Origin of the sequence: Arthrobacter sp. efr-133-R2A-120 (assembly GCF_030209835.1) — a bacterium.
Taxonomy (GTDB): domain Bacteria; phylum Actinomycetota; class Actinomycetes; order Actinomycetales; family Micrococcaceae; genus Arthrobacter.
The window spans coordinates 1-25,035 of the sequence record NZ_JARVRF010000009.1 but is presented as its reverse complement, the minus strand read 5'-3'; the positions used below and the strand labels follow the sequence as shown (position 1 = coordinate 25,035).

The window sequence follows — 25,035 nt, the reverse complement described above, 5'->3', positions numbered from 1 at the left end:
TGGCACTGCGCTTACGGTTTGGCCAGCCAGAACGGTATGACAATGCCTCCGACCCAGGCAGCTGCGGTAAGGGTCCTGGAAGTGGTTCGACTTCCGCGTGCGGATGCGCCTGCTCTGAGAAGCTCAAAGGCCGGGAAGAGTGACCTGACCCCCTTCGACGACCAGTAGGTTAGGGCTGGCAGGGCCACGCCTACCGCAAGGGCCCCAACAGAGGAAGCAACGTCTTTAGGCAGCCAGCTGAGGATGACCCCGAGCACGATCAGAACTGGGATGCACGTTGCCACGATGACCACAGGCCATTGGCGCACCCACCAGTACCATGGTCGGGCCGGCCTCAGCACATATCGCAGTTTCTGGATGCCGAGGAGCACCCAGTCATTTCCAGGGCCCACGACCTTCACCGAGCACCCCTCGTCTCGGCGAAAGACTACCGACAGCCCAAACCCTCCGGAGATTCTCGAGGAATAGAGGCTCCCCAGGGATATCTCAAGCTCAACGAGATCATCGGCATCAAGCTCTGGCAGAACGTCATCGGGTGATCCTGCAATTTCGCGTTCAAACCGCTTCTGCTTCGCCTTGAGCGTCACTCTGAGCTCATTGGCGATCTCCTCCCGACTTTCGGTCAGACGCGCTTCCCAAGTGCGATTCGTGAGTTCCTCGTCCCAGCCGTAGGAGAGCTTCTGGTCTTTCCACTCCTGTTCGCTAAGCCCTCCCACAGTTGACGCACGTTCCGTTGCGATTCTGGTCGCGTCTGCCTGTAGCTCACGGCAGGAATTGATCACCTGTCCAAAATGGCGCTCATCGCCCACCCAGGCGCGCTGGATGAAGCTGTCGGAATGTTTCTGGCTCAGAATCGGCATGGAGTCAATCTATCCAATGGTCGGATAAGAAGTGGCGACGGGTCGGGTAGAAACTTAGGGTTCTCGTGCCGGGCAATACAACCAACTGTTGCGCATCTGCATCGGCAGGTTGTGGGAGCCATGAGGCACCTTGTCCACTGTCCGGTAAGGGATCCTTCACCGGGCACCCAAACCCACCTGCAAATTCCGGCGCTGTCATCGTCGCATGATCCAGTCCACGGGGTAGCCGAGTTCCTCGAGAGTTAGGAGCAGCGGGCCCGGAGGTGACGCATAGACATAGATCTCAAAGCCTTCCCCGCGGATGTGGATTCGCGTGGAAAATAGTCCGCGTGTTGTGAAAACCTCGAATACCTGTTCCCTGCCGAAGTGCCATGGCCCGAAAATGAGTCCAAGACCGAACCGAAACCTAAAATGGAGTTCCTCTGAGGTCGCGCTGAGTTCTACGAGCGGTATCGTGGCTCGGATTGTCCGGTACTCGATGCCGACATTACATCGATAAGGCTCCATCGGTCTTCGGCTCCCCGCTCGGCTGACTGAGTTCGCCAAAAGTACTGCCTCGTGCTCCTGCGCGCCATTTCCTGCGGAGTGCGGTGACCTCTTGCCGAGAGCCACCAGGATCATCCAGAGAGCCAAGGCCGCAGCGCCGACGAGTATGAGGGCGCCGCTCACCTCGGCAATCGCCGACGCCGGCTCGTGGCGTCTCCACGCGAACCAGGAGACGCCCATGAAGCCAAGCCAATAAATGAGGAACGAAAAACCCAAGAGCGGCATGGCCGGTGCGGCTTCACTCAATCCCTTGAGGTCGTTGCGCCTGAAGAGACTCAGAATCTTCCCGTAGTCCGGGGCGGGACCGGTCAGGGAGTTCACCGCGAAGATGAGACCGAGGATGACTGAAGCCCCGAGCCCGAAAGCCAGCAGCCCGAGGCGCCCTGACGGTGGAGCCATCGCGGATAGGACCGCGGAGGCGCTACTGGATAGCGCATCTGTGATGATCACACCCAGGATGGTCAGGTTGGCCGCGGCGCAGACGCCGACGGCGACCCGCCCGATCACCGGAGTTGCCCCGACGTCTGACTCTGAGTCCCCCATGGCTGAAAGTGTAGGCCTCTGCACAGGTAGAGGATCCTGCACCGGGCGCTACGAGTCGTGGTCAGGGACGTTTGGTTCATGCTTGTGGGGCCTAAAGATCTGCAGGCTCCACGGCAGCCATCGCAAATGGCCACGCCGACCGAATTCGAGGCGGTCGACTACGCGCCCCCGCAACTCGTATGACTGCGGCACGGAACCTGCGCCGGTTCAGACAGACCCCCGTGAGTCGACGGATGCAACCAATTAAGGTGAGCCGACGGACACAACCAATTAACATATCAAACTCTTGACCGGGTGAGGATCGCACCCTTAGAGTTTCTGATATATGAGTCATATGTCACATTGGGCAGCAGTGATACATGACGACGCCGAAATCATCTCGCGAGTCCTGCGCCGCCATATCGGCTGGCGTCAAGCCGGTCGGCATCGTCCACCGGTCGCTAAGGGCTGCGGCTGTCCGTGCGTCTAGGAAACGGCGTCAGCGGTTTGCGCTGAAGTCAGAAGGGAACAAATCTCAATGATCAATCCGACCGGGACGACGGCCTCCGTCGACACCTCCATATCAAGAGAGACCAGCTCCAAGTTCAAACGCCGCTTCATGGTGCGGCTTGTCTCTGTCTTCATCGGCGGGATGTTCCTCGATGGTTACATCCTCGGAATCATCGGCCCCGTCAGCGGACTCATGCGGTCAGATCTCCAGCTCGACGCACTATCTCTGGGCATGATTGCTGCAGGCCCGCTGGTTGGTATCTTCGTCGGCTCCCCGCTGGCCGGCTGGGCTACTGACAAGTTCGGACGCAAGCCCATGTTCCTCGTGGACATGGGCCTGTTCCTGGTCGCCTCAGCGGCCCAGTTCTTCGTAACCTCCGGAGAAGGGGCCGTGATCCAGCTGGCCATCATCCGGTTCTTCATGGGTGTCGCCATCGGCGGCGAGTACTCAATCGGTGGGCCATTGCTATCAGAGTTCTCCCCTCCAAAGCTCCGCGGGCGATTGCTCGGGCTGACTCTGATCGCCTGGTACGTCGGTTTCATGATGGCATTCATCATCGGCACGCTCCTGCACGACGCCGGCACCCCATGGCGCCTCGTAATCGGCACGAGCACGATACTCGCATTCGTCCTGTTCCTCGCCCGCTTTGGCCTCCCCGAATCGCCGAGCTGGCTCATTACGAAGGGACGGCGTGAGGAAGCACTCGCAATCGCACGCAGATACGTCGAATCGCCCCAGATGCACGACAGCATCACCGAAGAGATCGATCTGAGGATAATCCAGGAGGCCCAAGCCGCGCAGAGTAGGACCAAAATCAAGGGCGCTTCCTTCGGAATGCTGTTCTCGAGGCAGTACTGGCGCACCACCCTCTTCACCTCAGGTTTTTGGTTCTGTGCGGTCACTCCGTACTTCGCGATCGCGACCTTCGCCGACGACGTGCTCAACCAATTCGGCTTCGGCGGCTGGACCGGTGGAGTCGGCCTGTCCGCACTTGCGGCCGCGGGTGTTGTCACCACCGTGCTTCTGATTGACAAGCTCGGCCGTCGAATTCTCACCGTGCCCGGGCAGTGGCTCTGCGCAGGCATCCTGCTGATCATCGGAGTCTGGGCGAACGCACCAGCGATCCTCGTGCTCGTCCTGTTTCTCGCCTTCTCCTTCTTCAATGCCGGCTACACCACGATGACCCAGGTCTATCCGGCCGAGGTATTCCCCGGCCACCTGCGGGGCATCGGCATGGGCTTCGCCGCCGCCTTCAGCCGCATCGGAGCCGCACTCGGCACCTTTGCCCTGCCATGGGCGATCAGCAACATCGGCTTGGGCCCAAGCATGGTCGTGGCCGCCGCCGTCGCATTACTCGGCGCAGTCCTCTCGCAATGGCTCGCGCCTGAGACGAAAGGGCGCACCCTCGCCGAGATCTCAGCAAACTTCTCCCACTGACACCGGGACTGCACGGTGACGTCGAATCAGAGCTGAGGCTCTCGGGCGGAACAGGGGCGTCAGTGGTTGGGGGCCCGCCAGTCGATCCGGCCCGTGCTCCACTCCGGAGCCGAGAAGCTCATTGAGGTCAACGTCCGTGACGGTGTTATCGACTCGCTCGGCCAGGTCGATCATGACGTCGTCGAGCTTCGGGCATTGATCGGCGACAGCCAAGTGGGTTATGAGTGGTTTTAGGCCAGCTACTTTGGCGCCAGCCTCTCTGTTGTTGAGGCGGGTTTCGGCGAGGCCGGCACCGCGTTCGAGGTGCTCGGCGACGAACTGAAGATCCAGCGTTGGTCGAACGGTGGCAAGCAGTCCACCGCGGAAGCAAGCAAAAAAGATTCTTCGGTTTGTGTCGATCCGACCTCGCGCCGTTCGACCTGTGGGTGAGAAGGTGGAAGGGCGGCCTTCCAGAATCAAGGAGCATTCGATGGCCAAGTACATGTTGATTATGCGGGCGAGCGACGAGTCGTTCGCGAACTTCGCGAACACGGACTTCGCGGAGATCATGGAGAGCGTGGGCAAGTTCAACGACGAGTTGATTCGTGCCGGTGTCCTGCTGGCGGCCGAAGGCCTGGACGATGCGAATGAGGGCGTGGTGGTCGACTTCACCGGCGAGACGCCGGTTGTCACCGATGGCCCGTACGGGGAGACCAAGGAGCTGTTCGCCGGCTACTACATCCTTGATGTCGCGTCGAAGCAGGAGGCCGTCGAGTGGGCCAAGCGGGCGCCGCTCACGGCGGGTAGCAAGACCGAGATCCGCCGCGTGACGACGATCGATGAGTTCCCGCAGGACAACCAGTGGATCCAGAAGGAACGCGCGTGGCGCGAGCTGACCGGGCAGCTCTGACCCGACGGTGAGCAGCGCAGAGGCGCGGGGCGCCGTCGAGGCTGTGTGGCGGATGGAGTCCGCCCGCATCGTCGGCGCCCTCGCCCGTTATACGGGCGACTTCTCGCTGGCCGAGGATCTCGCGCAGGAAGCCCTCGCCGAGGCGCTGGTCTCCTGGTCCGTAAACGGGGTGCCGACCGAACCGGCAGGGTGGCTGCTGACCACCGGCCGCCGTCGTGCCATCGACGCCTTCCGGCGGCGCGCCGGTCGCGACGAACGGTACGCCGTGCTCGCCCGCGGCCTGGACGACTCAGCGCCCGGGGCGGACGTGCTGTTCGACCCTGACGCGATTGAGGACGACGTGCTCGGGTTGATGTTTATCTCGTGCCATCCCGTGCTGTCGAAGGAGGCACGGATCGCATTGACGCTGCGGGTGGTCGGCGGACTGGGCAGCGACGAGATCGCCAAGGCGTTCCTGGTTCCGGTGGCGACGATCCAGGCACGCATCACGCGGGCCAAGAAGACGTTGGCGGCCGCGCGGGTCCCGTTCGCTGTGCCCGAACGGCAGGAGTTGACCGAGCGGCTCGGCTCGGTGCTTCAGGTCATCTACCTGATCTTTACGGAGGGCTCGTTTGCGTCGGGCGGCGAGGAGTGGATCCGCACGGATCTGGCCGGCGAGGCGCGCCGGCTGGCCCGCGTCCTGGTGCGGCTCGATGCGTCCGGCAACCCGGTGCTTCTGGAGGACCAGGACCGGAGGCTGTGGGACCAGTCGGCGATCCGGCGCGGACGTGCGGCGCTGGCGCGGGCCGCGGGGGCCGGACGCGGGCTGGGCGCATACGGCCTCCAAGCCGCCATCGCCGAGTGTCACGCGGTGGCGCGCTCGGTTGCCGAAACGGACTGGCAGCGAATCGTGATCCTCTACGAAGCCCTCGGACGGCTGACGCCTTCGCCTGTCATCGAACTCAACCGAGCGGTCGCGGTCGCGATGGCCGCCGGTCCCGCGGAGGGTCTCGAACTGGTAGACGCGATCGCGTCACGGGGCGAACTGACCGGCTCGCATCTGCTCCCCGCGATCCGGGGCGAGATGCTCACCCGGCTCGGTCGCCGCGACGAAGCGCGGTCCGCACTCCTGCAGGCCCTTGAGCTGTGCGGGAACGCCGCCGAACGCGCGGCGCTCGAGCGCAAGATCGACGGCGTCAGCCGACCATAAAGGGACCCGCTAGGAGCGGTGGAACGCAGCGGTGAGTGGTGTGGCTCTGTCAACGGTTTGTGGCGGCATGCGCGCCGGGTGTAGATCCTTCAACGCACGGGTGACGGCTACGGAGCGGTCACGAAACGGCCTCTGGGTATGGTCAGCGCGCTGTCGCGACAAGTAGGAGCACGAACGCTGTGACGATGATCGCGACGCGGGCATAGTGCAGGCGGTCCCAGCGCTGCTGTTGTTCCCGCCAGTCGGCCGGATGGTCGTCGGCCGTCCAGGTGACCGAACGGTTGTTGATAGGAACGAGCAGCGCGACGGACATGATGATGCTCACGGCGAGCAGTGCTGCCGCGACGAGTGACAGCGCAGCGGTCGGCGTACCCCAGGTGACTGCAGTGAGTGCTGCGATGAGGACCAGGGATCCGATGTACCAGAACGGCATCGCGCGTCCCAGCATTCGGCCGCCGTCTGCGCGCGCTTCGAGTGACGCGCCAGCCGGCAGCCGCAGCAGGATCGGATTGATGACGAACGCGACGGCGAACTCCACACCGACCATAAGGCCGAGGACGGTCGCGGTGACGACGGAGAGAACCGGGATCATGACATTCCCCTCTAGTTAGCAATGCTATTTTTTCTAGCGGTGCTAACATAAACCCATGGAGACCCAGAGCGCAAGAGGAGGACCGATGACTGTACCCACGGCCCGGCAACGACGCAGCGACGAGCGGCGCAGGCGCATCCTCGATGCCGCACAAGAGCGCGCCGATGCCGAGGGCTGGACGGCCGTGACCACCCGGCACCTCGCGGATGCCATCGGATACACCCAGCCGGTGCTATACCGCCACTTTCCCGGCGGCAAGACGGAGATCATGCGGGTCATCGCATTCGAAGGCTTCGTCGAGCTGACGCGGTTGTGCCGCTCGGCCGTCGGGCGCACGAGGGGACCCCGCGCGATCGAAGCCGTCGCCGTCGCGTATCTAGATTTCGCCGCCGCGCATCCGGCTGTCTACGAAGCGATGTTCCAGCAACCGATCGAAACTCGCTTCACGAGCGAGGACACCGAGCCTGAACTGCGAGCAGGATTCGAGGCCCTTGCCGATGCGGTTCGCGATGACGGCGATGGAACGAAGACCGAGGTGTTCTGGGGTGCCCTGCACGGCATCAGCCAACTCGAACGCGCCGGACGCATGCGTCCGGAAGGCCGCTCCCGACGCATCACAGAACTCGCGGCCTGCTTCGACCAGGACACCCCATAGCCGAGTCCGCCAACGTGCAGTACCAGTTGGGTTGATTCGCTCGACTGATCACAGAATTCCGGTAGCGTCGAGCGGTGCCGTGAGCTGTTCGACGGAAGCTGGGGGCATCGGGTGGTGAAAATTGTTTGGGACTCGGGAACCTTTTCGGGTCCTGCGGACACTACAAGGCATGAGGCTAATGGGGGAAACCGACGAAGACCTGTTGCGTGAGTGCGTTGCGGGCGACGCCGATGCATTCGGGGTGCTGTTCGACAGACACGCGGACGCGGTCTTCCGTTATTGCCTGTCCCGGTGCGGGTCCTGGCATGACGCCGAGGAACTCGTCTCGATCACCTTTTTGGAGGCGTGGCGGCAACGGAACAGGCTCAGACCGCAGAGGGACACCGTCCTTCCGTGGCTGCTTGGGGTCGCGACGAACGCGAACCGCAACCGAGCCAGGGCTTCCCGCCGGCACGCGGATTTCCTTGCGAGGCTAACGCACTCGGATCCCCGGCACGGCGAACATGAGGCAGACCATGCTGAATCGGTGGCAGCGATGCTCGACGCCGAACGCGACGTCCGCGAACTGCTCGACACCACCGCGGGCCCTGAACGACGGGGAACGGGACGTCGTCAGATCGCGCATTCGGTACTTGGCCGCTGAGAGCCTCAGACAGATCGACTCACGCACACCATCAAGGCGCGTGGGCCTTCTGCTGCCCGCCAGGCAGGCGGTTTACCTCCGATTCATATGATGACACTACGGTTTCCACGTGAAGCGCTTTTTTGGGCACCCCATGACTTTGTGGCCGTCTATGCGGAACCGCCTGCACATCTACGCATTGCCCGACCCTGACCTCCGAACGGCGCTGGAAGAACGTCAGCGCGTCCTGGGGGCGTTCGACTACTGCTCCATCCAGCCAGCCGACTACCTGCATGCGACAGTGCAGCAATTCGCGGTTACCTCCGACGAGGTCAGCCCCGAAGAAATGGATGCCTTCAAGGCCAGGCTCAAGAGCCTCGCCGCCGAAACCAAGCCGTTCAGCGTCGAGCTGGGTGAGCCGGAAGTGGATGACTACTCGCTCGGCGTCAAAGGGACCATTACGTCATCATGGGCGAAACTGACCGCGGCGGTCCGCGACGCAGCTGCCGATACCATCAACAAGGGCCAACCGCTGCCCAACGCCCCCTTCAACCCCCATCTCACTTTGGGCTACGCCGTCGCCGAAGGCAGTACCGAACGCATTCAACAAGCGTCCGATCAGCTGAGGGCATCTGCGCTGCCACCGCTGACCATCAACGAGGTGCACTTCATAGCCGTCCACCAGGACGTCAACCGAGGCACCTTCACTTGGGACACCACGTATCGCTTCCCTTTCAACGACCAGCCCTCTGCCAAATAATCGATGCGGACGCCCCTGGCTCCGCGATGGCCACGCTGACGGACCGTCAACCGGACAGGTTTCAGGCCGGATTCTTGAGCGAATACAGTTTGAGAGTGAATTTCCACGCGTTCAACCGTTTCATCGATCTTGCGCCTGTTCCTGCGGATGCTCAGCCTGTCCTCCAGGTTGAAGAACAGAACAGTGACTACGAATCCGGGGTCGCCAGCATCGGGAAGGAGCAATGGCGAATCCGCACCGCCCGGATTAAAGCGACGAAGCCGGGCGCCTTCGTCGCAGTCTGGAAGCGTGGCGAAGGCGGATCGACCAGGCCCTTCACGGTTGACGAATCAATGTCTGGACTGCTCGTGTTCGTAGAGGAGAAGGAACGGTTCGGGGTCTTCCAATTCACCGCGGCGCACCTGAGCTCGCTCGGATACGTCAGCTCCGACCTGCATCCCGGCAAACGCGGCTTCCGCGTCTATCCCGCGTGGTGCACCGACCTGAATCCTCAAGCGTCACGCACTCAGCGCGCGCAGGCGGATGCGTTCTCCGAGCTTCCTTCGAGTAATGAGTCGCGGACCCTAACTAAAAACGGTCGCGCACTTCAACAGCGCCCGTAAGCCCGCCGTCCTGTAGGGGCACCTCTCTGAGCCCTGTTGACGGGGTGGGGTCGGCACGGCAGGCTGTGAGGACACCTACGGCAGGGGGACCACGATGAAGCACGCGACGTACACGGTCGCCGTTGCGGTTGTGCTCGGGTTAGCCCTTGCCGGTTGCCAGCCCGACGCCGGGCCGCTCGCGGCGGGATCGCCCGCAGCAGCCCCAAGCCCCTCGCCGTCCGAGCTCGCGGCCATCATCCAGGCCGCCGTTGAGGATCGAAACGGCACAGTCCTTGACACTCCCCCTGCCGCGAGCCTTGCCGGAGAGCACATGACGGCGGCCTACCTGTCCAAGCGCGAACGGGACCTCTCAACGGTGACCCGTTCGAAGGCCGGATTCAAGGCAATGGGCTTCTGGTATACGTCATTTTCGACGAAACTAACGGTGGAATCGGTCGAGGTGACCGGTTCGGAGGCGAGCGTCCGGTTCAAGGAAATGACCGAGGAATATCAGGCCTCGACGGCGAATGGGCCGAGCAGCATCCCGTCGGGCTACTCGCTGCCTCAAACCGCGACGTTCCGGTCATCTCGGAACGGCTGGCAGCTGGACGGCATCGCCCCTAACGTGCACGCGGGCGGCCTGCCGATGTCCGTCGTCGATGGCTGAACTTCCCCGTGGGTACACTTCAGGGGGGCTCATCGAGTCCTCGAAGAATGATCACAAAATGTAGGCGCTGACAGGGGGACAGGCGTGGGCGGGAATTTAACGGACACCGAATGGGGCGAGCTCGGCCCTGCGCAGGCGTGGAACGCCGCAAAACGGTATGCGTCGTTGGGAGACCGGAGCCGTGCGCAGAGGGCCAGCACCGTGGTTTCCGCCACCGTCTCCCTGACACTTGCTTCCCTCGCCGGCATGGTTGTCGGCCGCGGTCCGGTCGCGGCCGTAGCAGGGACGGAGCGCGCGTACCGCGGGTTGGCCGTGTTCAGGGGTCTGCTCGCGGCAGCCATCGGCATTGCACTCGGAACCCTCGTGTCCACGACTGTTCCCGCCTCGAGCAGTTTCGCGGTGATCGTGGCCCTCGAGTTGATGATCATCGGCTCGATGGCGGCCGTCTTGCCCTCTCTCAGGTTCCACCGATCGCGTGGCCTTAGGCTGAATGGGCGGAGGTGGAAAAGAAGCCATGGAGTCAGACATCTGTGGATCGTCGGCGCCCTGGTCCACGACCCGGAAGCCACCGTCGACGATCTCGAAGCCGCGTTGCGGACCCTAGTACCGGACCTCAGCCCCGGTTGGGCATCCATAGTGTTTACGACCACAGAGGTACAGGTACAGGCATTGCAGCGCCTCGGGTTCGGCCGCGCCAGCGAGAATTCCGGATTGATGTATCGCACGGGCGCAGCAGCCCAGCAAGTGAGCACCCGTCGGCGGGTAGGCGTGGACGCGGGGCGCGTTTCCGGGCGGTGAGGTTAACGGGACTCCTCAACCAACCTCTTCGCTCGGGGCCACGCCAGTCCACCAACAACAGCTGCTGCACCTGCCGAAACAAGATTCGTCCACCACGGCCATTTTGATTCCGATCCCGAGGTCAAGGCCAAAAGGATCAGCAAAGTCGAAACCCCGGTTATACCGGCGGCGGTAGCTTTTTCAAGATGACCTCGAATTTTGGTCAGGCGAACGACGCTAAGGGTCAACACAGCGATAATGCAACCTGACACGGCACCCAGCGCCGTCCCACCAAGCCCGCTGAGTATCGCCAAGCCGGGGCCGCCAGTGCCGACCAAGAGAAGAACCACCAACGCGTATGCGCATCCGAACCCGGCACCGAATAGTAGTCCCCTGTTTACTGATCTGTTCAACGTTTTCTCCGACTCTGGCCCCCGTTCAGAATGGTGCAACACTCAAAGCCTAATGCCGGCTTCATCCAAGTCTGGTGAGGGAACTGACCCGGAAATGACTCGTTCCGCGCTTCATTGGCTCACATCGTTTTGCTTATCCCTTTCCTAGTCTTCCGGGTCGACCGCGTGATTGGGCCGGATGAAATAGGCCTCCAAATCAGGATCGCCCAGTATTTCACCGATCAGGGATGCTGAACCTCCGATAAACACCGAGCGAGCATGAATGTCATTAGCGACGCACCATGTTCCATCGGGAGGCAGCCGGTTCAAGGGCAGACGTCCGGCAGGATGGTCCTCGATGGATTCCAGCGCCAGTTCGAGCGGTCCCCGCAACACATGAAGTCCCCGACCAAGGCCATTGACGATGACGGGCGAGGTTCGAACTTGGCTTTTGAGGTCGCTATATCCCTCCCACACCAAAAACAAGCATTCAGGTCGTGGCTTGGCGGCTTTGGATAGCCTGGAAACCAAACGTTCGGCAACGAGGGAATCAACTGAACCGCACTCGGGTTCGTAGACTCGATTCGGCTCGGGACCGCACGCGGCGACGATGTCGCTCCATTGGGTGGCGCCGTCAACCTCAAAGTGATCAGCAGCAAGCTGTGACCAGCGCAGACGTCGCCCATCTGGCGACGTAGCGGGATTCAGCACTCGGGCATAAGCGCGATACACGGGAGGGATTAGACCGGCCAGCGATCCCATGGGCTTCCCGATGGTCTGCTGTAGGAACCAATGGATGCGCGATTCCGAGTCCGATTCAAGGCGATCCATCAAAGCAACACTCCTCCGGGCCTACCACCGAAAACACGGTGGTTCTGCCCACGCAGTCTTTCAACTGGCCAGCTCCCTGACATCCTCCCTGGGTATGAAACCGGCATCGTTGAATATGCAGTTGAAAATGCACTTTACGATCATTGGCTGCTACTTCGGCAGCTTTTGCGAATGCCAAAAGTTGCGGAAGGACATCCCCGGTAGAGCGCCGGTCACGCAGAGCGCTTTTGCACTGTCGGCGTTGGCGTATTCTGTGGACATTGCCCCGTCCCGCTGTTCTTGTTTGACGAGGGGCACGGTGCCCCGACGCTGGCAGCCCGCATCTCGCCGTCGTAAGCTGCATGCAGTCCTAGGCTTTCGATCCCCTACCGCGGAGTAGACACATGCAGATCCCCAAACCGTCCGACGCCGACAAAGACCGCTTCCGCGCGGTGGTCCCGGAGCATCCCGACGTCGTCGTCAAGCCGATGTTCGGCAACCTGGGCGCCTTCGTGAACGGCAACATGTTCGCCGGACTGTTCGGTCCGATGATCGGCGTCAGGCTTTCCGACGCCGACAAGGCAGCTCTGGAGGCCGGCCACCAAACGCTTCCATTCGGCCCGGAAGGCCGCGCCATGGGCGGCTACGTCGGCCTGCCCGAAGCCTGGAACGGCGACGAAGAGCAAACGGCGGAATGGGTCGAGAAGGCGTTCGCCTACGTTGCGACCCTCCCGCCGAAAGCTGCGAAACCGCGTTCGTCGAAGAAGTAACTGCCGCGACGGTGATGCCACCGGCGCGCACAAAGGTTCAAAATCGGGAAGTGTGGTCTTCAATGAGTCCGCTCGCCGCGATCTCACGGAAGGCATAGATCCCCCGGGCTGCGGCGTCCGTATCACGGAAAGGGGCGGAGACAGCAAGCTCCTTTCCGAACTCGTCAACCAGCCTGACCCTGCAACGGCCTCCGTTGTCGGTGAACACTTCAAAGTGTCCGGCCATCAGAGAAGTTCTCCCTGTCGGCGTCTGGGAGGAAGCTTGGGCAGTCCGGGGTGCCCGGTAGCCGGGCCACCACAGGGCGGTTGATGTTTTCCCGATTCCCGTCGTCGCTCCAGTTCGCCCGTCACGAGGTCCAGCAACGCTTGGGCTGGTTCGGAGAGGCGGTGCGTTGCGGCCGGGCGGGCAATTTCGTCGCAGTGCAGAAGCACGCGACGGATGCGTTCCAATTCGCGCGTCGGCACGGATGGCCACCGCCGAAACAGTTGTTGAACTGCGCTTTGCCTGGGTAGGTAGCCCCGCCAAGGATCACTGGAGGGCGCTTGCGTGAAAGGCGCCCCGCGCCGTGCAGTGCGGACATCGGGGTGGCCGACCCCTTGACCATGAAGGTGGGGGTGACTGGGTTGAATAGGTGCCATGACTGACCTCCTCGTACTAAATCGAGAAAGCCAGCTGCTTGACCTATACCAGCATATAAAAAGTGACTTAGGTCATGTCAATCGATTTGACTTTATTTCGGACAGTAGCCGGGCCGTGACATTGCGCCGATGATTGCGATGGTTGTCACGGGGAGCTGGCTCCTTCGAGTTGCGGGTTCCAGGAGTCGGAGTCGGGTCGTGGAGTGGCGGGCCGGGCCACCATGAGGAGGCCGACGAGGGACAGCAGTGCCCCGACGATCATGATGACTGCCATGGGGACGGCTGTGTCAGTGCCGCCCAGCCCTGCGATCGGCGCGATGATGCCGGCCGTGGTCCATTGCACCAGGCCAAGGACGGCGGAACTCGTGCCCGGGTGCGCCGGTACTTCGGCCGAGGCAAGGGCACCGCCATTGGTATTGATGAGCCCCTGGGCCACCATGAGGGCGAAGAAGCTGCCCATTGCCACGAGCAAAGGAGTGCCCCACCAGAGTGCGCCGGCCAGCATCACGACCCCGGTGGCCAGGGCGATGGTCTGCCCTGCGAGGATGACCCGGCGGGTGGGTACCCGGCCTGCCAGCCGCGCCGAGACGAGGGCGGCGATGGTCATCCCTCCGGCGTTCGCGGCGAAGACGATGGAGTACGCCACCGGTGAGAGTCCGTTCATGTTCTGCAGGATGAACGCGGAGGTGGCGACGTAGGCGAACAAGGCGATGAATGCCGAGGATGCCACCATGACGTATCCAACCAACCGGCGGTTCGCCAGGACAGTGCGCGCCGCGTGCCCGAATTCACGCAGTCCGCCGGCGTGACGTTTCCCGGGTGGCAGGGATTCCGGCACGATGAACAGGGCACAGAGGGTCATCAGGACGCCGAGGGCCGCCAGTGTCCAGAAGGTAATCCGCCACCCGGTCAGTTGCAGGATGACCGCGCCCAACAAGGGGCTGATGATCGGGGCCACGCCGCCGATGCCCATCACGATGTTGAGCACCCTGACCAGCTGCGGGCCGTGGGCCAGGTCCACGATGACGGCGCGGCCGATCACCATCGCCCATCCCCCGCCAAAGCCCTGCAGGAACCGGGCAACCATCATGAATCCGATGCTCGGTGCCAGGGCGCAGCCAACCGTCGCGATGGTCATGAGTATCGTGCCGGCGACAAGAGGTATTCGCCGGCCGCGTTGGTCGCTGAACGGACCTCCGACCAGTTGCCCGAGTCCCATCCCGGCAAAGAAGGTCGTCAGGGTCAGCTGCACCGACGAGGCCGAGGTGCCGAATTCTTGCGACACGCGTGGGAACGCCGGGACGTACATGTCGGTGGCAAGCGGTGCGACGGCGGTGAGGAAGATGACGGTGGCGACGAGTGCCGCCGGGACCGCCCCCGACGACGGCACCTTGGTTGTGGTTGGCGTGCTCACGGGCGGAGCAGCACTTTGATGGCCCGGCGTTCGTCCATGGCCTTGTAGCCTTCGGCTGCCTCCTCAAGGGGCAGCTCGAGGTCGAAGACCTTGCCGGGATCGATCTCGCCGCGGAGGATCAGGTCGATCAGTTCCGGCAGGTAGTCCCGGACGGGGGCCGGGCCGCCGTGCAGGTGGACGTGCGAGAAGAACAGCTCCAGTCCAGGGAGCTCGACGTCATGCGAGACACCGACGTAGCCCACGTGCCCACCCGCGCGGGTGGCACGGATGGCCTGCATCATCGATTCCTGGGTACCGACCGCCTCGATGACAGAGTGCGCACCGAGGCCGTTGGTGAGTTCCTTGATTTTTGCCACGCCCGCGTCGCCGCGCTCCTCGACGATGTCCGTTGCGCCGAACTCGCGGGCAAGGGCCTGCCGGGAGGCATGGCGGGACATGGCGATGATCCGCTCGGCACCCATCTGTTTCGCGGCCAGGACGGCGAGTAGTCCTACAGCGCCGTCACCCACGACGGCGACCGTCTTACCCGGCCCTGCTTCCGCGGCCTTGGCACCGAACCACCCGGTGCCCAAGACGTCAGACGCGGCCAGCAGCGAGGGGACCTTGCCGGCGTCGGGCATTTCCGGCGTGGCAACCAAGGTGCCGTCGGCGAGGGGCACGCGCATGTACTCGGCCTGGGCGCCGCCGACACCCTCGCGGTGGATGCACCCGGTCTGGTAGCCGGAGCGGCAGATCTCGCAAGTGTTGTCGGAGGCGAAGAAGGACCCGACGACGAACTGGCCCACCTGGACGTTCCGCACGTCGGCGCCGACCTCATCGACGATGCCCACGTGCTCGTGTCCCATCGGCCTGGGCGCCTCGATGCTGTCGGCTCCGCGGTAGGGCCACAGATCCGAGCCGCACACACAGGCTGCGACCAGTTTGATGATTGCGTCCGTCGGCTTCCGGAGAGCGGGCTTGTCCCTTTCCGTGACGCGGACGTCTCCGGGGGCATACATGATTGCTGCGCGCATGCGCTGGTGCTCCATTTCATCGAATGCTTGACCTTCGATTTCCATGAAACCCGCATCGTGCAGGCGTAGCGAGGGCTCTGCCGAAACGGGTTATGACAGAACCTCCCAACCGTTCCCGGTTACGCCGTACCGTTTCCTTATGGATAACCGAGCCGAGGTACGAGAGTTTCTGGTCTCCCGCCGAGGACGCATCACCCCCGAGCAGGCAGGCATCGAGCCCATCGGCGGCCGGCGCCGCGTGGCCGGTCTCCGAAGGGAAGAAGTCGCCCGTCTCGCCGGCGTCAGCATCGACTACTACACCCGCCTCGAGCGTGGAAACCTCACAGGGGTCTCGGACAGCGTCCTCGACTCAATCGCCCGGGCCCTTGAGCTTGACCGCGCCGAACACGACCACCTCTATGACCTGGCACGTGCGGCCGGTACCTCTGCGCGGAGACCCGCGAGCCCACCGGCGTCAGCCGTGCGGCCCGTGATGCAGTATCTGCTCGACGCCATCACCGGCGCCCCGGCCTTCATCGGCAACAACCACATGGACATCGTTGCCGCCAACGCCCTCGGCTACGCCCTCTACTCCGAGATGTACCGCAGCCCGGCACGCCCCGCGAACCACTCGCGCTTCATCTTCCTTGACCCCCGGGCGCACAACTTCTATCCCGACTGGGACCGCGCAGCGAATGTCAACGTCGCCATTCTGCGCCGCGACGCCGGCCGGAACCCCCACGACAAAGACATCGCAGCACTCGTTGGCGAACTCTCAATGCGCAGCGAGGAATTCCGCACCCGATGGGCAGCACACAACGTCCGCCGCCACTACTCAGGCACCAAGTTCTTCAACCACCCCGTGGTCGGGCTCCTGGAACTGACCTACCAGGCCATGGAACTCGAGGACGACCCCGGCCACACCCTCACTGTCTACCCCGCCGTTCCCGGCAGCCCCTCCGAAGAGGCCCTCAAACTCCTCGCATCCTGGGCGGCGACCGAGAACATCGCCCAGTCCCCCAAGCCCACGCATGACCTCAGAGCCAAGTGAGGTGGACCAGGCGACTGCGGGTATCGCGCGAATCCAGGGCCTGCTGCTGCCCGAAGAAAAAGTAGACCGTGTGAGGGCTTAGGTGGCGCGTCGGGTCGCCCAGGTTGAGGCGTACGACGTCGTCCGGCACCTGGGCGGTTGCGTTCACTTCCTGCGTGGTTCCGTCGCGGAGCTCGACGGCGCGCCCTCCAGCCCAAACACGTAGACCCACGTAGCCCAAAACACGTAGACGCAGGCTCTTCCCCACTGAATTTAGCGATTTTCACACGGAGATTCGCCCAAAACGCACGGAGATTCGACCTATTCCACACGGAGACGGGCTCTCGGAGGTCTATCTTTCTCTCAGGCTTTCCTAACCAAACGATGTAACCCTTGGGGGGAATTATGAACTGGCGCCAACTTAGCGCCCTGTCGCATGCCTGGGGATGTGGATGACTGCGTCATGAAACTTCTGACCATCTCCGCGGCCGTCATGCTCTTGATCGTTGCCGCCATCGCGTTCTCCACCAATCAGATCATCATGGGGATCGTGTCCCTGGCCGCATCGGGGGCAAATCTCGCGACGTGGTTTGTCTATAAGAAGCAAACAAAGCAGGTCGGTCGTGTTGAATCCAACTGATCCGGATAACCCAGACGTCAGCGAAACCTGGGCTACACCTGCTGCGGGCGTCGTCTATTTAGTGTTGGTAGTCGTCGCGCTTGCATCGCTCATCGCATCAAAATGGATTCCCGCTCCAGTCAAAGTAGCAATTGCCGTCGCGATTTTTGCGTTGCCGTTAGCAGGCTCAGTTGCCTGGATTATCTACTCACAAGCGCGCCAGCAGCAGCTCGGAAGTCCCTCCAGAAGATCGTAGAGAGGCAGGCATAGCAGGACTCGGAATTGGGGAAAGACATGGTGATATCAGAGGCCCGGCTGGCAGGTAGTTCCAAAAGCTTGATCTGGGGAATTGTCGGCGCCTCAGTCATGGTCTTAGTCGTGTCCGCTCTGGTCTCGGGCATCGTATTGCCCGGGCTCCTCGTGGCCGCCGGCATCGTCGCCTTCACCTGGGCGATTGTTCGGATGACCGTCTCCATCGCCGTAGCTGGAGAGAAAATCGTCCTAAGCTGCAAGCCGTTCTATTCAACCGAGGTGTCGATCTCAGACGTTTTGGCCGTAACCACGGCCCCGGAGACATCCCTCGCTGTCGGATATGGCTTCCGGGTCATGGGCAAGAACACCCGGGGCTTGCTGGTGGGAGGGCCGTCGATCGCTTTGGAAACGAACAACCGCCGATGGATCGTCTCAACCGCTCGTCCTGAGGACGTCACGTCAGCAATTCGAGATCACATGACAACAAGGTGAACAACTGCATCCAAAGAAATAGGAGCCGCGAAATGATAACCGCAGAACAAGCCCGACACGTGATGCTTCACGGTTGGAGCGGCTTGCTGACGCTCGCAGTAGCACTCTTGGGCGTGGCCATGATTTTCATTAGCCCCGTTCGTGAGTTGCTTGGACCGCTGTGGACCGGATACCCGGCGCTAGCGTTTGGGTACATCTTTCTTGGTGTCCCGGCGATTCACCGTCACCGGTTAAGAAAAGCCGCTCAGAGCCGTTCTATTTAGGGCTATCGACTGGCAAAGTGGCAAATCCGCCGTCGCTCCTCCGCGAGCGAAAGCCGCGAACCCGCGCTGGTCGATGAAATGATCGAGTGGCTGCTACTCCTTAGGTCCCCGTCTTCTGAGCACAATGAGCCAAGTAATAGATCCCGCAACCACGAGGATGCTCCCCAGCCAGAGGGCCGCCTGCAGTGGTGGGGTGGCCTCTGTCAGATTGGCAGCGTCAATCTCAAATGTCCGCACTGTCCAGATCACTGTTACGACTGAAAAGACTACAAGACCAAGGGCACCTATGATGATGGGGGCTGTTCGGTTACTCATTTCGTCCTTCTTACTTTACGTGCTACCAATTGCACCGGTACCGGATGAAGTCGAGTGGGTTGACCACAACTCGGCGCCAACCCTCCAGATCCCAAGTATTGTTGGGTGGCGGCTCGAAGAAGATCACGAACTTTCCCAAGGCATGGCAGAGCCATTGCTGGTGAAGGGTAGCCTGGTTCACCCGGTTACGGGTCTTTGTCTTCAGCTCGTCCCAGCCTGCGCCGGCAGCGACAGCCTCGTTCACGAAGCCCATCATGGGGGTTACGTGAACCTTGATACTGTTCCCGTCCCAACTAAATCTGTCAATCAGGTCGATTCCTAACCATGGATCCGCCACGACGGGGTACGTGTACGACCGGGACGTGTGGTCTACAACTTGGGTGAGAGTGGGACCATTTAGCTCGTAATGAGTCGCCACGACCGTGCCTTTGGAGTCCTTTGCCCAGGCGGTGGCAATTACGCCCGAGAAAGCGCCCTTGGCATCGAAGATTTCGACGGCACCTCGGTTATTCAAGGTTGCGCTGCCGTTGGATGGAACCGTGAGATTGTAGTTGAAGCGACTGGGTGAGGAGGAGTTGGAAAGGACGGTCACTGCGGCAACGCTCCTTCCTTCCTTAGGCACCAGCACGGAACTCGTTCCGTTCTCATTATCAAAAACGACTGTCCCGTTCGACTGTTTCTTGCCCTCAACGGCCTTTTCATTGAAGGGAAGCCCCAACCTAATCACGGTCCCACTTGAACCCTGGACTGCCACGGGATCACCAGAATTCGTGGGAAGCTCGTTCGAGACGTTCCCGGCTCGGGCCCTGGCCTGCGAGGTGTTCAAATCTGCAGATCCTCGCACGTTGGCCGTCGGAATGAATCCCGGTGCCGAATTTTCGATGGCGCGGATTGCCGGACTTATCGGTGGCACGCTCTCGGCCGCCACGCTGGGAGAAATAGTTGACAGAGAAAGTATTGCAGCGGCTGAGACCGAAAAAACTAAGGATACTGAACTAATTTTCACGTTTCCCCCAGATTTGTTGTGCGGCGGGAATGTCCGGTTCGCGCCCCTTCAGGTGCGAGCTTGCTGTAGCAATCACTTCATTCCGGCAATTGGGAGACGCAAGGGCCGCCCAGTTCGCCGTAAAAAGGCTATGTCTGGATTTGCCATCTAAGTGGTGAGACAACGAAAAATACGTGCAAAAACGGCCAATCTACGTGTAATAAGGGCTCCATCTACGTGTCACAAAAGGAGCGTCTACGTGTTCAAGACCGAAACACGTAGATGGCTGCCATCCCGCTGCAGCTAGCATCGTCACCGCTCCAAGTAGGTCAAACAAGGAGTTCCTTGGTCCCCGACAAGAAAGAAATAGCGCCGACTAGGCCGGTCGGTCAGTAAGTTCTGCGCGAAGTCGGCGACTCCTTGTTACTGGCTGACGGGAAGTGCTTAGGAGTGCGTCAGAGCCCTAACAGGTGGTCACCACTCGTGATGTCGCGGCTTCGGACCGGCTACGCTCGGTCTCCTGTGGGGTGATTCCGACCGGAGCTTTCCGGGCCGCACACCGAAGTTACGCGGCGGTCAGGGTTCTGTGCCGAATGTTCACTGCGAGAAAACCAGGGGAAATCATGCGGCGGAACGTGTTTGCGCGCTTAGTCTCGATCGCTACAGTTGCCGCCCTCGGTCTGGTGCCCCTGTTCTCTCTGCCAGCCAGCGCCGTCGGCGGTTTGGCGACAGACAAAGTGGTCAGCACGCACCAGTCGTCCCCGTCTACGACCGTCGTTTCACCAACCTTCACCACGAGCCAATCAGGGGAACTACTGCTTGCATTCGTCACCGCGGATGGCCCCGCAGCCACCGGATCCCAGCAATTCACCTCGGTCACCGGAGGCGGGCTCACCTGGCGCCTGCGTAAGCGGACCAACGTTCAGTACGGCACGGCTGAAGTCTGGCAGGCCGTGGCGAGCGGTATCCTCACCAACGCGGCTGTGACGGCCACGCACACCGGTTCATACCAGGCTTCGATTACAGTCGCCACTTTCACGGGTGCGGACACTGCCACCGACGGAGCGGTCGCTGGGGCCGGTGGAGCCACCGGGGCGCCCTCCGCCACACTCACGACGACCCGCACCGGCTCCTGGGTCTGGGGTGTCGGCAATGACTGGAGCGCGGCCGCGACCCGCATCGTCGGGACCGGTCAGACCAAGGTCGATGAGTTCCTTGCCAGCAGCGGCGATACATTCTGGACACAACGCCAGTCCACCCCCGGCACATCCACAGCGCCACAGTCGGTAACGATCAACGACACTGCTCCCACCACCGACATGTGGAATCTATCGACGATCGAGATCCTACCCGCGGGATCCTCGGACACGACTCCTCCCACGGTCAGTCTCACGAGCCCGGCCAATGGTTCCACCGTCACCGGCACGATAGCCGTCACTGCGAGCGCCAGCGATGATCAGGGCGTTGCCGGCGTCCAGTTCAAGCTCGACGGCGCCAATCTCTCGGCAGAGGCTACGGCGTCGCCCTACTCGGTTCAGTGGGATACCACCGCCGTCGGCAACGGCAGCCACATTCTCTCGGCCGTCGCCCGGGACGTTGCCGGCAACACCGCGACCGCGAGTCCAGTGACTGTAACGGTGAGCAACTCCGGCGGCGACCCCGCCGTCGTCGGTTCGTGGGGGCCAGTCCAGGCTTGGCCCGAGGTTTCCATCCACGCGGCCCTCACCAATACCGGCAAGGTCCTGACGTTCCAGGGCGACTTTACGCAGGGAGGCCAGCAGTATCTCCTGGACCCGGTCACGGGCAGCTACATACAGGTGCCGAACGCTTCCGTAGATCTGTTCTGCGCAGGGCAGGCGGTACTTCCCGACGGCCGGATCCTGGTTGTCGGTGGAACAGCGACCAGCGGCGGCCTGGGCATCCGCAATGTCGACGCTTTCAATCCGGGCACCGAGGCTTGGCAGGTGCTCGCGCCCATGCACTACCCCCGGTGGTACCCCACCGGCACCACCCTGGGCGATGGCCGGGTACTGGTGACCTCCGGGGCGAACACCAGTTCCACAGACCTCATCCAAATTCCCGAGATCTATGACTCCCAGCAGAATGCGTGGAGCGATCTGGCCACAGCCTCCAAAAACATTCCGTATTACCCCTTCATGTACCAACTTCCCGACGGGCGGGTCCTTCAGGCCGGTGCTTCTGAACAGGCGACGTCCACGCTCGCCCTCAACGTGGCCACACAACAGTGGAGCACCATTGACGGCCGCGTGATTGATGGCGCGTCCATCACCAACTACGCACCCGGCAAATTCATGAAGGCCGGGTCTTCCTCGGATGGTGGATTCTCAGGCTTGTCATCAAACACTGCGTTCACCCTTGACATGAACCTTCCGAACCCGACGTGGCAGCCGACCGCGTCAATGCAGTATCCCCGAAGCTTCGTTAACCTGACCAACCTGCCCGATGGCACGGTCTTGGCCACGGGAGGCGGCACTGACAGGTCCGGCCACGACGACAACAATGCCGTCAAGCCGGCCGAGATCTGGAATCCTGCGACGGGCACGTGGACCACGGTGGCAGCGTTGACAGCACCACGCCTCTACCACTCCACGGCCCTGCTCCTGCCCGACGGCCGGGTCTTCGTCTCGGGCGGCGGCGGTGACACGGGCGTGACGGACCAAAAGAGCTATCAGATCTACTCGCCGTCGTACCTGTTCAAGGGTGGCCGACCGACGATGGGTTCAGTTCCGGCCACCGTCCAATACAACGCAAGTACCTTTGTCCAGACCCCGAACGCAGCAGATATCCGGTCTGTTTCCCTTATTCGCACCGGTTCGGTGACCCACTCCTTCGATCAAAACACCCGCGCGTTATCGCTGCCCTTCTCCCAAGCTTCCGGCGGATTGAACGTTCAGATGCCGTCAAATGGCAACTACGCCCCGCCGGGCTACTACATGCTTTCCATCATCGACGGCAACGGTGTGCCCTCGGTGGCATCCATGGTCCGCTTTCCCGCTCCGTTCGAGGACACAATGGCCCCCACCGCCCCCTCCGACCTGTCAGCTGTGGGCGGCGTCGGGCAGGTGGACTTGAGCTGGACCGCATCGACCGACAACGTCGGCGTCGCCAAATATGACATCTACCGCTCGACGACGTCCGGCTTCACGCCCGGGCCTGCAAACCAAATCGCGCAGGTGAACGGATCAACCACCACGTACCATGACGCGGGCCTGGCTGTTGGCACCTATTATTACCGGGTGAAAGCGGAAGACGCCGCATCGAACCTGAGCCCACCGTCAAATGAAGCCCAAGCTGTGGTGTCAGCCGATACGACTGCTCCGACCGCCCCGACAAACCTCACCGCTGTTGCCGATTCCGGCCAAATCTCCTTGGCCTGGAACGCCAGCACCGACAACGTCGGTGTCACCCGCTACAACATTTCCCGTAACGGGGCACCCATTGGCACCGCCACAAGCACGTCGTTCGTCGACGGAACGGTCATCGCAGGCACCACCTACAGCTACACCGTCACGGCGCAGGATGCGGCCGGCAATGTCAGTCCTCCCTCGAACACCGCCACGGCAACAGCGTCCGGCGCGCGGACCATCACCATCGACAAGCTCGTGACCGCACATCAGGGCACCAACGCCGCCACGGTCAGCGTTGGCGGTCTCACGACGACCGGAAGCACCCAGCTAATACTTGCCTTCATCAGCTCTGACGGTCCCAGCAGCGGAGGGAGCGCATCCATACGATCCGTCAGCGGCGGCGGCCTGTCCTGGACGCTCCGCCAGCGCACTAATGCCCAGGCCGGCACAGCCGAAATATGGCAGGCAGTGGCACCTGGCCCGCTCACCAACGCCACCATCACGGCAACCCAGAACTCGGGCTCGTGGCAGTCAGCCGTGACCGTGGTGGCGTTCAACAATGCCGACACCGCCCAGGGCGCCACAGCCGGAGGCAGCGCCGCCACCGGAGCCCCGAACGCCAGCCTCACCACCACCCGCGCCGGATCATGGGTTTGGGGAGTTGGAACTGACTGGAACGCTCCGCTGGCCCGAACCGTCGGGCCAGCCCAGACCCTTGTTGACCAATACCTCCCCCCGGCCGGCGATACCTATTGGCTGCAGCGCCAAACCGGACCAACAACAACCAGCGGCACCGTGGTCACCATCAACGACACCGCCCCCACCTCTGATCGCTGGGACCTGGCGCTCGTCGAAATCCTCGCAGCCCCATAGGCTCCCGAGATTTGCCGGGGTGAGCGTCCGGCCTGTCGAAGATTTGTGAGGTCGCAGAACTGAGTTTGTGCCTCGACATCCACCTCAACATGCTCGGCCGCCAGAGCATCCCGCTGCACGAGTGGCTGGAAGCAGCCAACGACGCGGAACTCACGTTCACGAACGAAGGCACGCAACTCCCATAAAGCTCGTGCCTTAGCAGGCCATTGGTACCCATTCGATGGCCTTCCGGTCAATTGTCATTGGGAGGCTGTACCTTGATCTCAGACCAGATAACAAGATCATTGGAGAAGGGTACGAAGTGCTACGGAGAGCCGAGAACACCAAAATCTCCTTCTCACCCGGATGGATAACGGGAAAAGGATGGCTAGTTCTACATGTCGGTGCAAAGTCGGCGTTTCGCATCAAAAAGATGCACAAAAACGAGTATGCGCAGTACCAGCAGTGGCAAGCCGGGACACCCTGGCACATCGCGAGAATAGACCAGCGGACCTATTGGCTATTCCAAGGCAAATTCTATTGGGACAACGACAACCTTAATCAAGACGCCATTTACGCGTTGTTAGTGACAAGGCAACAGCGCGAGACTCAACGAATCAATCGGGCACAGCAGATCGTGGCAATGGGTTCTCAGCCTCGCGAGTCGTCATCCCGCGGATCCATCCCTGAGGACGTGAAACACTACGTGTGGACTAGGGACCAGGGACGATGCCGAAGCTGCGGGAGTGCCACCGAACTTCAGTTCGACCATGTGATTCCAATAGCAATGGGCGGCAGCAGCCAGGCAGAGAACCTGCAAATCCTTTGCGGGCCTTGCAACCGAAGAAAAGGTGCATCAATCACAGTTCGATAGCGGGATCGGGAGCACGATCTGAGTTATTGGGTTAGGCAGGGGGCATTCACGGCCCGAGCACGGGATCAACGCCCTGACGGTTGGGCAACTGCTTACCCGGGCGCGGTTCGCCTGCAACGCCTTGCTCTCCTGCACCGACGGCGGCGACGACATCCACCTTCGCGCCCTGAGCCGCCGGAGCATCCGGGCTCTTGGTGGTTCGTGGGGAAGCAGATTCCCGGATGAGTGTCATGCCGCCGTCCGGACGGCACTTCTCAAGAGAATAACCGATTTGTAGTTGTCTGGGTTGCGATAGCCACGGGCAGTTAACCGGCCTTCGCGTCTGGGTCAAGCTTGGGTTTATTGCTGTCAGGCCTTTAG

General features: G+C 62.0%; 27 protein-coding genes. 17 read left to right on the top strand and 10 right to left on the bottom strand.

The window, feature by feature from the left end; genetic code table 11:
- Positions 1-11: 11 nt before the first annotated feature.
- Together QRN52_RS05865 and QRN52_RS05860 are read right to left on the bottom strand one after the other, a co-directional pair.
- The gene (locus QRN52_RS05865) at positions 12-860 is read right to left on the bottom strand and encodes a hypothetical protein (protein WP_284751821.1); all 849 of its coding nucleotides are present in this window, start codon (positions 858-860) and stop codon (positions 12-14) included.
- Positions 861-1,055: 195 nt separating this feature from the next.
- On the bottom strand, positions 1,056-1,949 hold the full coding sequence (locus tag QRN52_RS05860; RefSeq protein ID WP_284751820.1) for a hypothetical protein: 894 nt from the start codon (positions 1,947-1,949) through the stop codon (positions 1,056-1,058).
- A gap of 517 nt (positions 1,950-2,466) precedes the next feature.
- Between QRN52_RS05860 and QRN52_RS05855 the strand changes: the two genes are divergently transcribed.
- The 4 genes from QRN52_RS05855 to QRN52_RS05840 all read left to right on the top strand — a co-directional run bounded on the left by QRN52_RS05855 (position 2,467) and on the right by QRN52_RS05840 (position 5,954).
- Positions 2,467-3,876, top strand: a complete 1,410-nt coding sequence (locus QRN52_RS05855) for an MFS transporter (RefSeq protein WP_284751819.1) — start codon at positions 2,467-2,469, stop codon at positions 3,874-3,876.
- A 93-nt stretch (positions 3,877-3,969) separates the two neighbouring features.
- Positions 3,970-4,110 (top strand): hypothetical protein, encoded by a 141-nt coding sequence (locus QRN52_RS05850; RefSeq protein WP_284751818.1) that lies wholly within the window; start codon positions 3,970-3,972, stop codon positions 4,108-4,110.
- Between the two features lie 235 nt (positions 4,111-4,345).
- On the top strand, positions 4,346-4,765 hold the full coding sequence (locus QRN52_RS05845) for a YciI family protein (protein ID WP_284751817.1): 420 nt from the start codon (positions 4,346-4,348) through the stop codon (positions 4,763-4,765).
- 7 nt (positions 4,766-4,772) lie between these two features.
- Positions 4,773-5,954, top strand: coding sequence for an RNA polymerase sigma factor (locus QRN52_RS05840; RefSeq protein ID WP_284751816.1), 1,182 nt, complete (start codon positions 4,773-4,775; stop codon positions 5,952-5,954).
- 142 nt (positions 5,955-6,096) lie between these two features.
- Here the strand turns inward: QRN52_RS05840 and QRN52_RS05835 are convergent, their stop codons facing one another.
- Entirely contained in the window at positions 6,097-6,546 is a 450-nt protein-coding gene (locus QRN52_RS05835) for an anthrone oxygenase family protein (protein WP_284751815.1), read from the bottom strand.
- A gap of 85 nt (positions 6,547-6,631) precedes the next feature.
- On the opposite strand from QRN52_RS05835, the gene QRN52_RS05830 reads away from it, so the two are divergent.
- The 6 genes from QRN52_RS05830 (at position 6,632) to QRN52_RS05805 (ending at position 10,629) form a co-directional block, all read left to right on the top strand.
- The gene (locus QRN52_RS05830) at positions 6,632-7,201 is read left to right on the top strand and encodes a TetR/AcrR family transcriptional regulator (protein WP_284751814.1); all 570 of its coding nucleotides are present in this window, start codon (positions 6,632-6,634) and stop codon (positions 7,199-7,201) included.
- Between the two features lie 178 nt (positions 7,202-7,379).
- Positions 7,380-7,844, top strand: coding sequence for an RNA polymerase sigma factor (locus QRN52_RS05825; protein WP_284751813.1), 465 nt, complete (start codon positions 7,380-7,382; stop codon positions 7,842-7,844).
- 109 nt (positions 7,845-7,953) lie between these two features.
- Complete coding sequence (locus QRN52_RS05820) at positions 7,954-8,583, top strand: 2'-5' RNA ligase family protein (protein ID WP_284751812.1); 630 nt, start codon at positions 7,954-7,956, stop codon at positions 8,581-8,583.
- Positions 8,584-8,609: 26 nt separating this feature from the next.
- The gene (locus tag QRN52_RS05815; RefSeq protein ID WP_284751811.1) at positions 8,610-9,185 is read left to right on the top strand and encodes a MepB family protein; all 576 of its coding nucleotides are present in this window, start codon (positions 8,610-8,612) and stop codon (positions 9,183-9,185) included.
- A 94-nt stretch (positions 9,186-9,279) separates the two neighbouring features.
- A complete protein-coding gene (locus QRN52_RS05810; RefSeq protein ID WP_284751810.1) occupies positions 9,280-9,831 on the top strand; it encodes a hypothetical protein in 552 nt (183 codons plus the stop codon).
- Between the two features lie 84 nt (positions 9,832-9,915).
- Entirely contained in the window at positions 9,916-10,629 is a 714-nt protein-coding gene (locus QRN52_RS05805) for a hypothetical protein (RefSeq protein WP_284751809.1), read from the top strand.
- Positions 10,630-11,165: 536 nt separating this feature from the next.
- On the opposite strand, the gene QRN52_RS05800 is transcribed toward QRN52_RS05805, so the two are convergent.
- The gene (locus QRN52_RS05800) at positions 11,166-11,831 is read right to left on the bottom strand and encodes a hypothetical protein (protein WP_284751808.1); all 666 of its coding nucleotides are present in this window, start codon (positions 11,829-11,831) and stop codon (positions 11,166-11,168) included.
- Positions 11,832-12,214: 383 nt separating this feature from the next.
- On the opposite strand from QRN52_RS05800, the gene QRN52_RS05795 reads away from it, so the two are divergent.
- Positions 12,215-12,580: a TfoX/Sxy family protein gene (locus QRN52_RS05795; RefSeq protein ID WP_284751807.1), complete on the top strand. Its 366-nt coding sequence runs from the start codon at positions 12,215-12,217 to the stop codon at positions 12,578-12,580.
- Between the two features lie 37 nt (positions 12,581-12,617).
- Here QRN52_RS05795 and QRN52_RS05790 read toward each other — a convergent pair whose 3' ends face one another.
- From QRN52_RS05790 to QRN52_RS05780, 3 genes are all read right to left on the bottom strand, one after another.
- The gene (locus tag QRN52_RS05790) at positions 12,618-12,806 is read right to left on the bottom strand and encodes a YegP family protein (RefSeq protein WP_284751806.1); all 189 of its coding nucleotides are present in this window, start codon (positions 12,804-12,806) and stop codon (positions 12,618-12,620) included.
- Between the two features lie 558 nt (positions 12,807-13,364).
- Positions 13,365-14,633 (bottom strand): multidrug effflux MFS transporter, encoded by a 1,269-nt coding sequence (locus QRN52_RS05785; RefSeq protein ID WP_284751805.1) that lies wholly within the window; start codon positions 14,631-14,633, stop codon positions 13,365-13,367.
- Entirely contained in the window at positions 14,630-15,646 is a 1,017-nt protein-coding gene (locus tag QRN52_RS05780; RefSeq protein ID WP_284751804.1) for a zinc-dependent alcohol dehydrogenase family protein, read from the bottom strand. Before QRN52_RS05780 ends, QRN52_RS05785 begins: the two co-directional genes overlap by 4 nt.
- Before the next feature lie 139 nt (positions 15,647-15,785).
- Here QRN52_RS05780 and QRN52_RS05775 point away from each other — a divergent pair, with 139 nt between their 5' ends.
- Positions 15,786-16,676 carry a helix-turn-helix transcriptional regulator gene (locus QRN52_RS05775; RefSeq protein ID WP_284751803.1) on the top strand — a complete coding sequence of 297 codons (891 nt, stop codon included), beginning with the start codon at positions 15,786-15,788 and terminating at the stop codon, positions 16,674-16,676.
- Here the strand turns inward: QRN52_RS05775 and QRN52_RS05770 are convergent.
- A complete protein-coding gene (locus QRN52_RS05770) occupies positions 16,663-16,824 on the bottom strand; it encodes a hypothetical protein (RefSeq protein ID WP_284751802.1) in 162 nt (53 codons plus the stop codon). The two genes, QRN52_RS05775 and QRN52_RS05770, sit on opposite strands and share 14 nt — an antisense overlap.
- 294 nt (positions 16,825-17,118) lie before the next feature.
- Between QRN52_RS05770 and QRN52_RS05765 the strand changes: the two genes are divergently transcribed.
- The 3 genes from QRN52_RS05765 to QRN52_RS05755 are packed head-to-tail and all read left to right on the top strand — an operon-like array spanning position 17,119 to position 18,018.
- Positions 17,119-17,295 (top strand): hypothetical protein, encoded by a 177-nt coding sequence (locus QRN52_RS05765; RefSeq protein ID WP_284751801.1) that lies wholly within the window; start codon positions 17,119-17,121, stop codon positions 17,293-17,295.
- On the top strand, positions 17,279-17,530 hold the full coding sequence (locus QRN52_RS05760; protein ID WP_284751800.1) for a hypothetical protein: 252 nt from the start codon (positions 17,279-17,281) through the stop codon (positions 17,528-17,530). Before QRN52_RS05765 ends, QRN52_RS05760 begins: the two co-directional genes overlap by 17 nt.
- 38 nt (positions 17,531-17,568) lie before the next feature.
- Positions 17,569-18,018 (top strand): hypothetical protein, encoded by a 450-nt coding sequence (locus QRN52_RS05755; RefSeq protein WP_284751799.1) that lies wholly within the window; start codon positions 17,569-17,571, stop codon positions 18,016-18,018.
- 600 nt (positions 18,019-18,618) lie between these two features.
- Here QRN52_RS05755 and QRN52_RS05750 read toward each other — a convergent pair.
- Positions 18,619-19,188: a DUF2599 domain-containing protein gene (locus tag QRN52_RS05750; protein WP_284751798.1), complete on the bottom strand. Its 570-nt coding sequence runs from the start codon at positions 19,186-19,188 to the stop codon at positions 18,619-18,621.
- A gap of 1,016 nt (positions 19,189-20,204) precedes the next feature.
- Here QRN52_RS05750 and QRN52_RS05745 point away from each other — a divergent pair.
- Both QRN52_RS05745 and QRN52_RS23910 read left to right on the top strand, forming a co-directional pair.
- On the top strand, positions 20,205-23,822 hold the full coding sequence (locus tag QRN52_RS05745; RefSeq protein ID WP_284751797.1) for a galactose oxidase-like domain-containing protein: 3,618 nt from the start codon (positions 20,205-20,207) through the stop codon (positions 23,820-23,822).
- A 220-nt stretch (positions 23,823-24,042) separates the two neighbouring features.
- Positions 24,043-24,675, top strand: coding sequence for an HNH endonuclease (locus tag QRN52_RS23910; RefSeq protein WP_350225129.1), 633 nt, complete (start codon positions 24,043-24,045; stop codon positions 24,673-24,675).
- Between the two features lie 46 nt (positions 24,676-24,721).
- Here the strand turns inward: QRN52_RS23910 and QRN52_RS05740 are convergent, their stop codons facing one another.
- Positions 24,722-24,907 (bottom strand): hypothetical protein, encoded by a 186-nt coding sequence (locus QRN52_RS05740; RefSeq protein WP_284751796.1) that lies wholly within the window; start codon positions 24,905-24,907, stop codon positions 24,722-24,724.
- Positions 24,908-25,035: the final 128 nt, after the last annotated feature.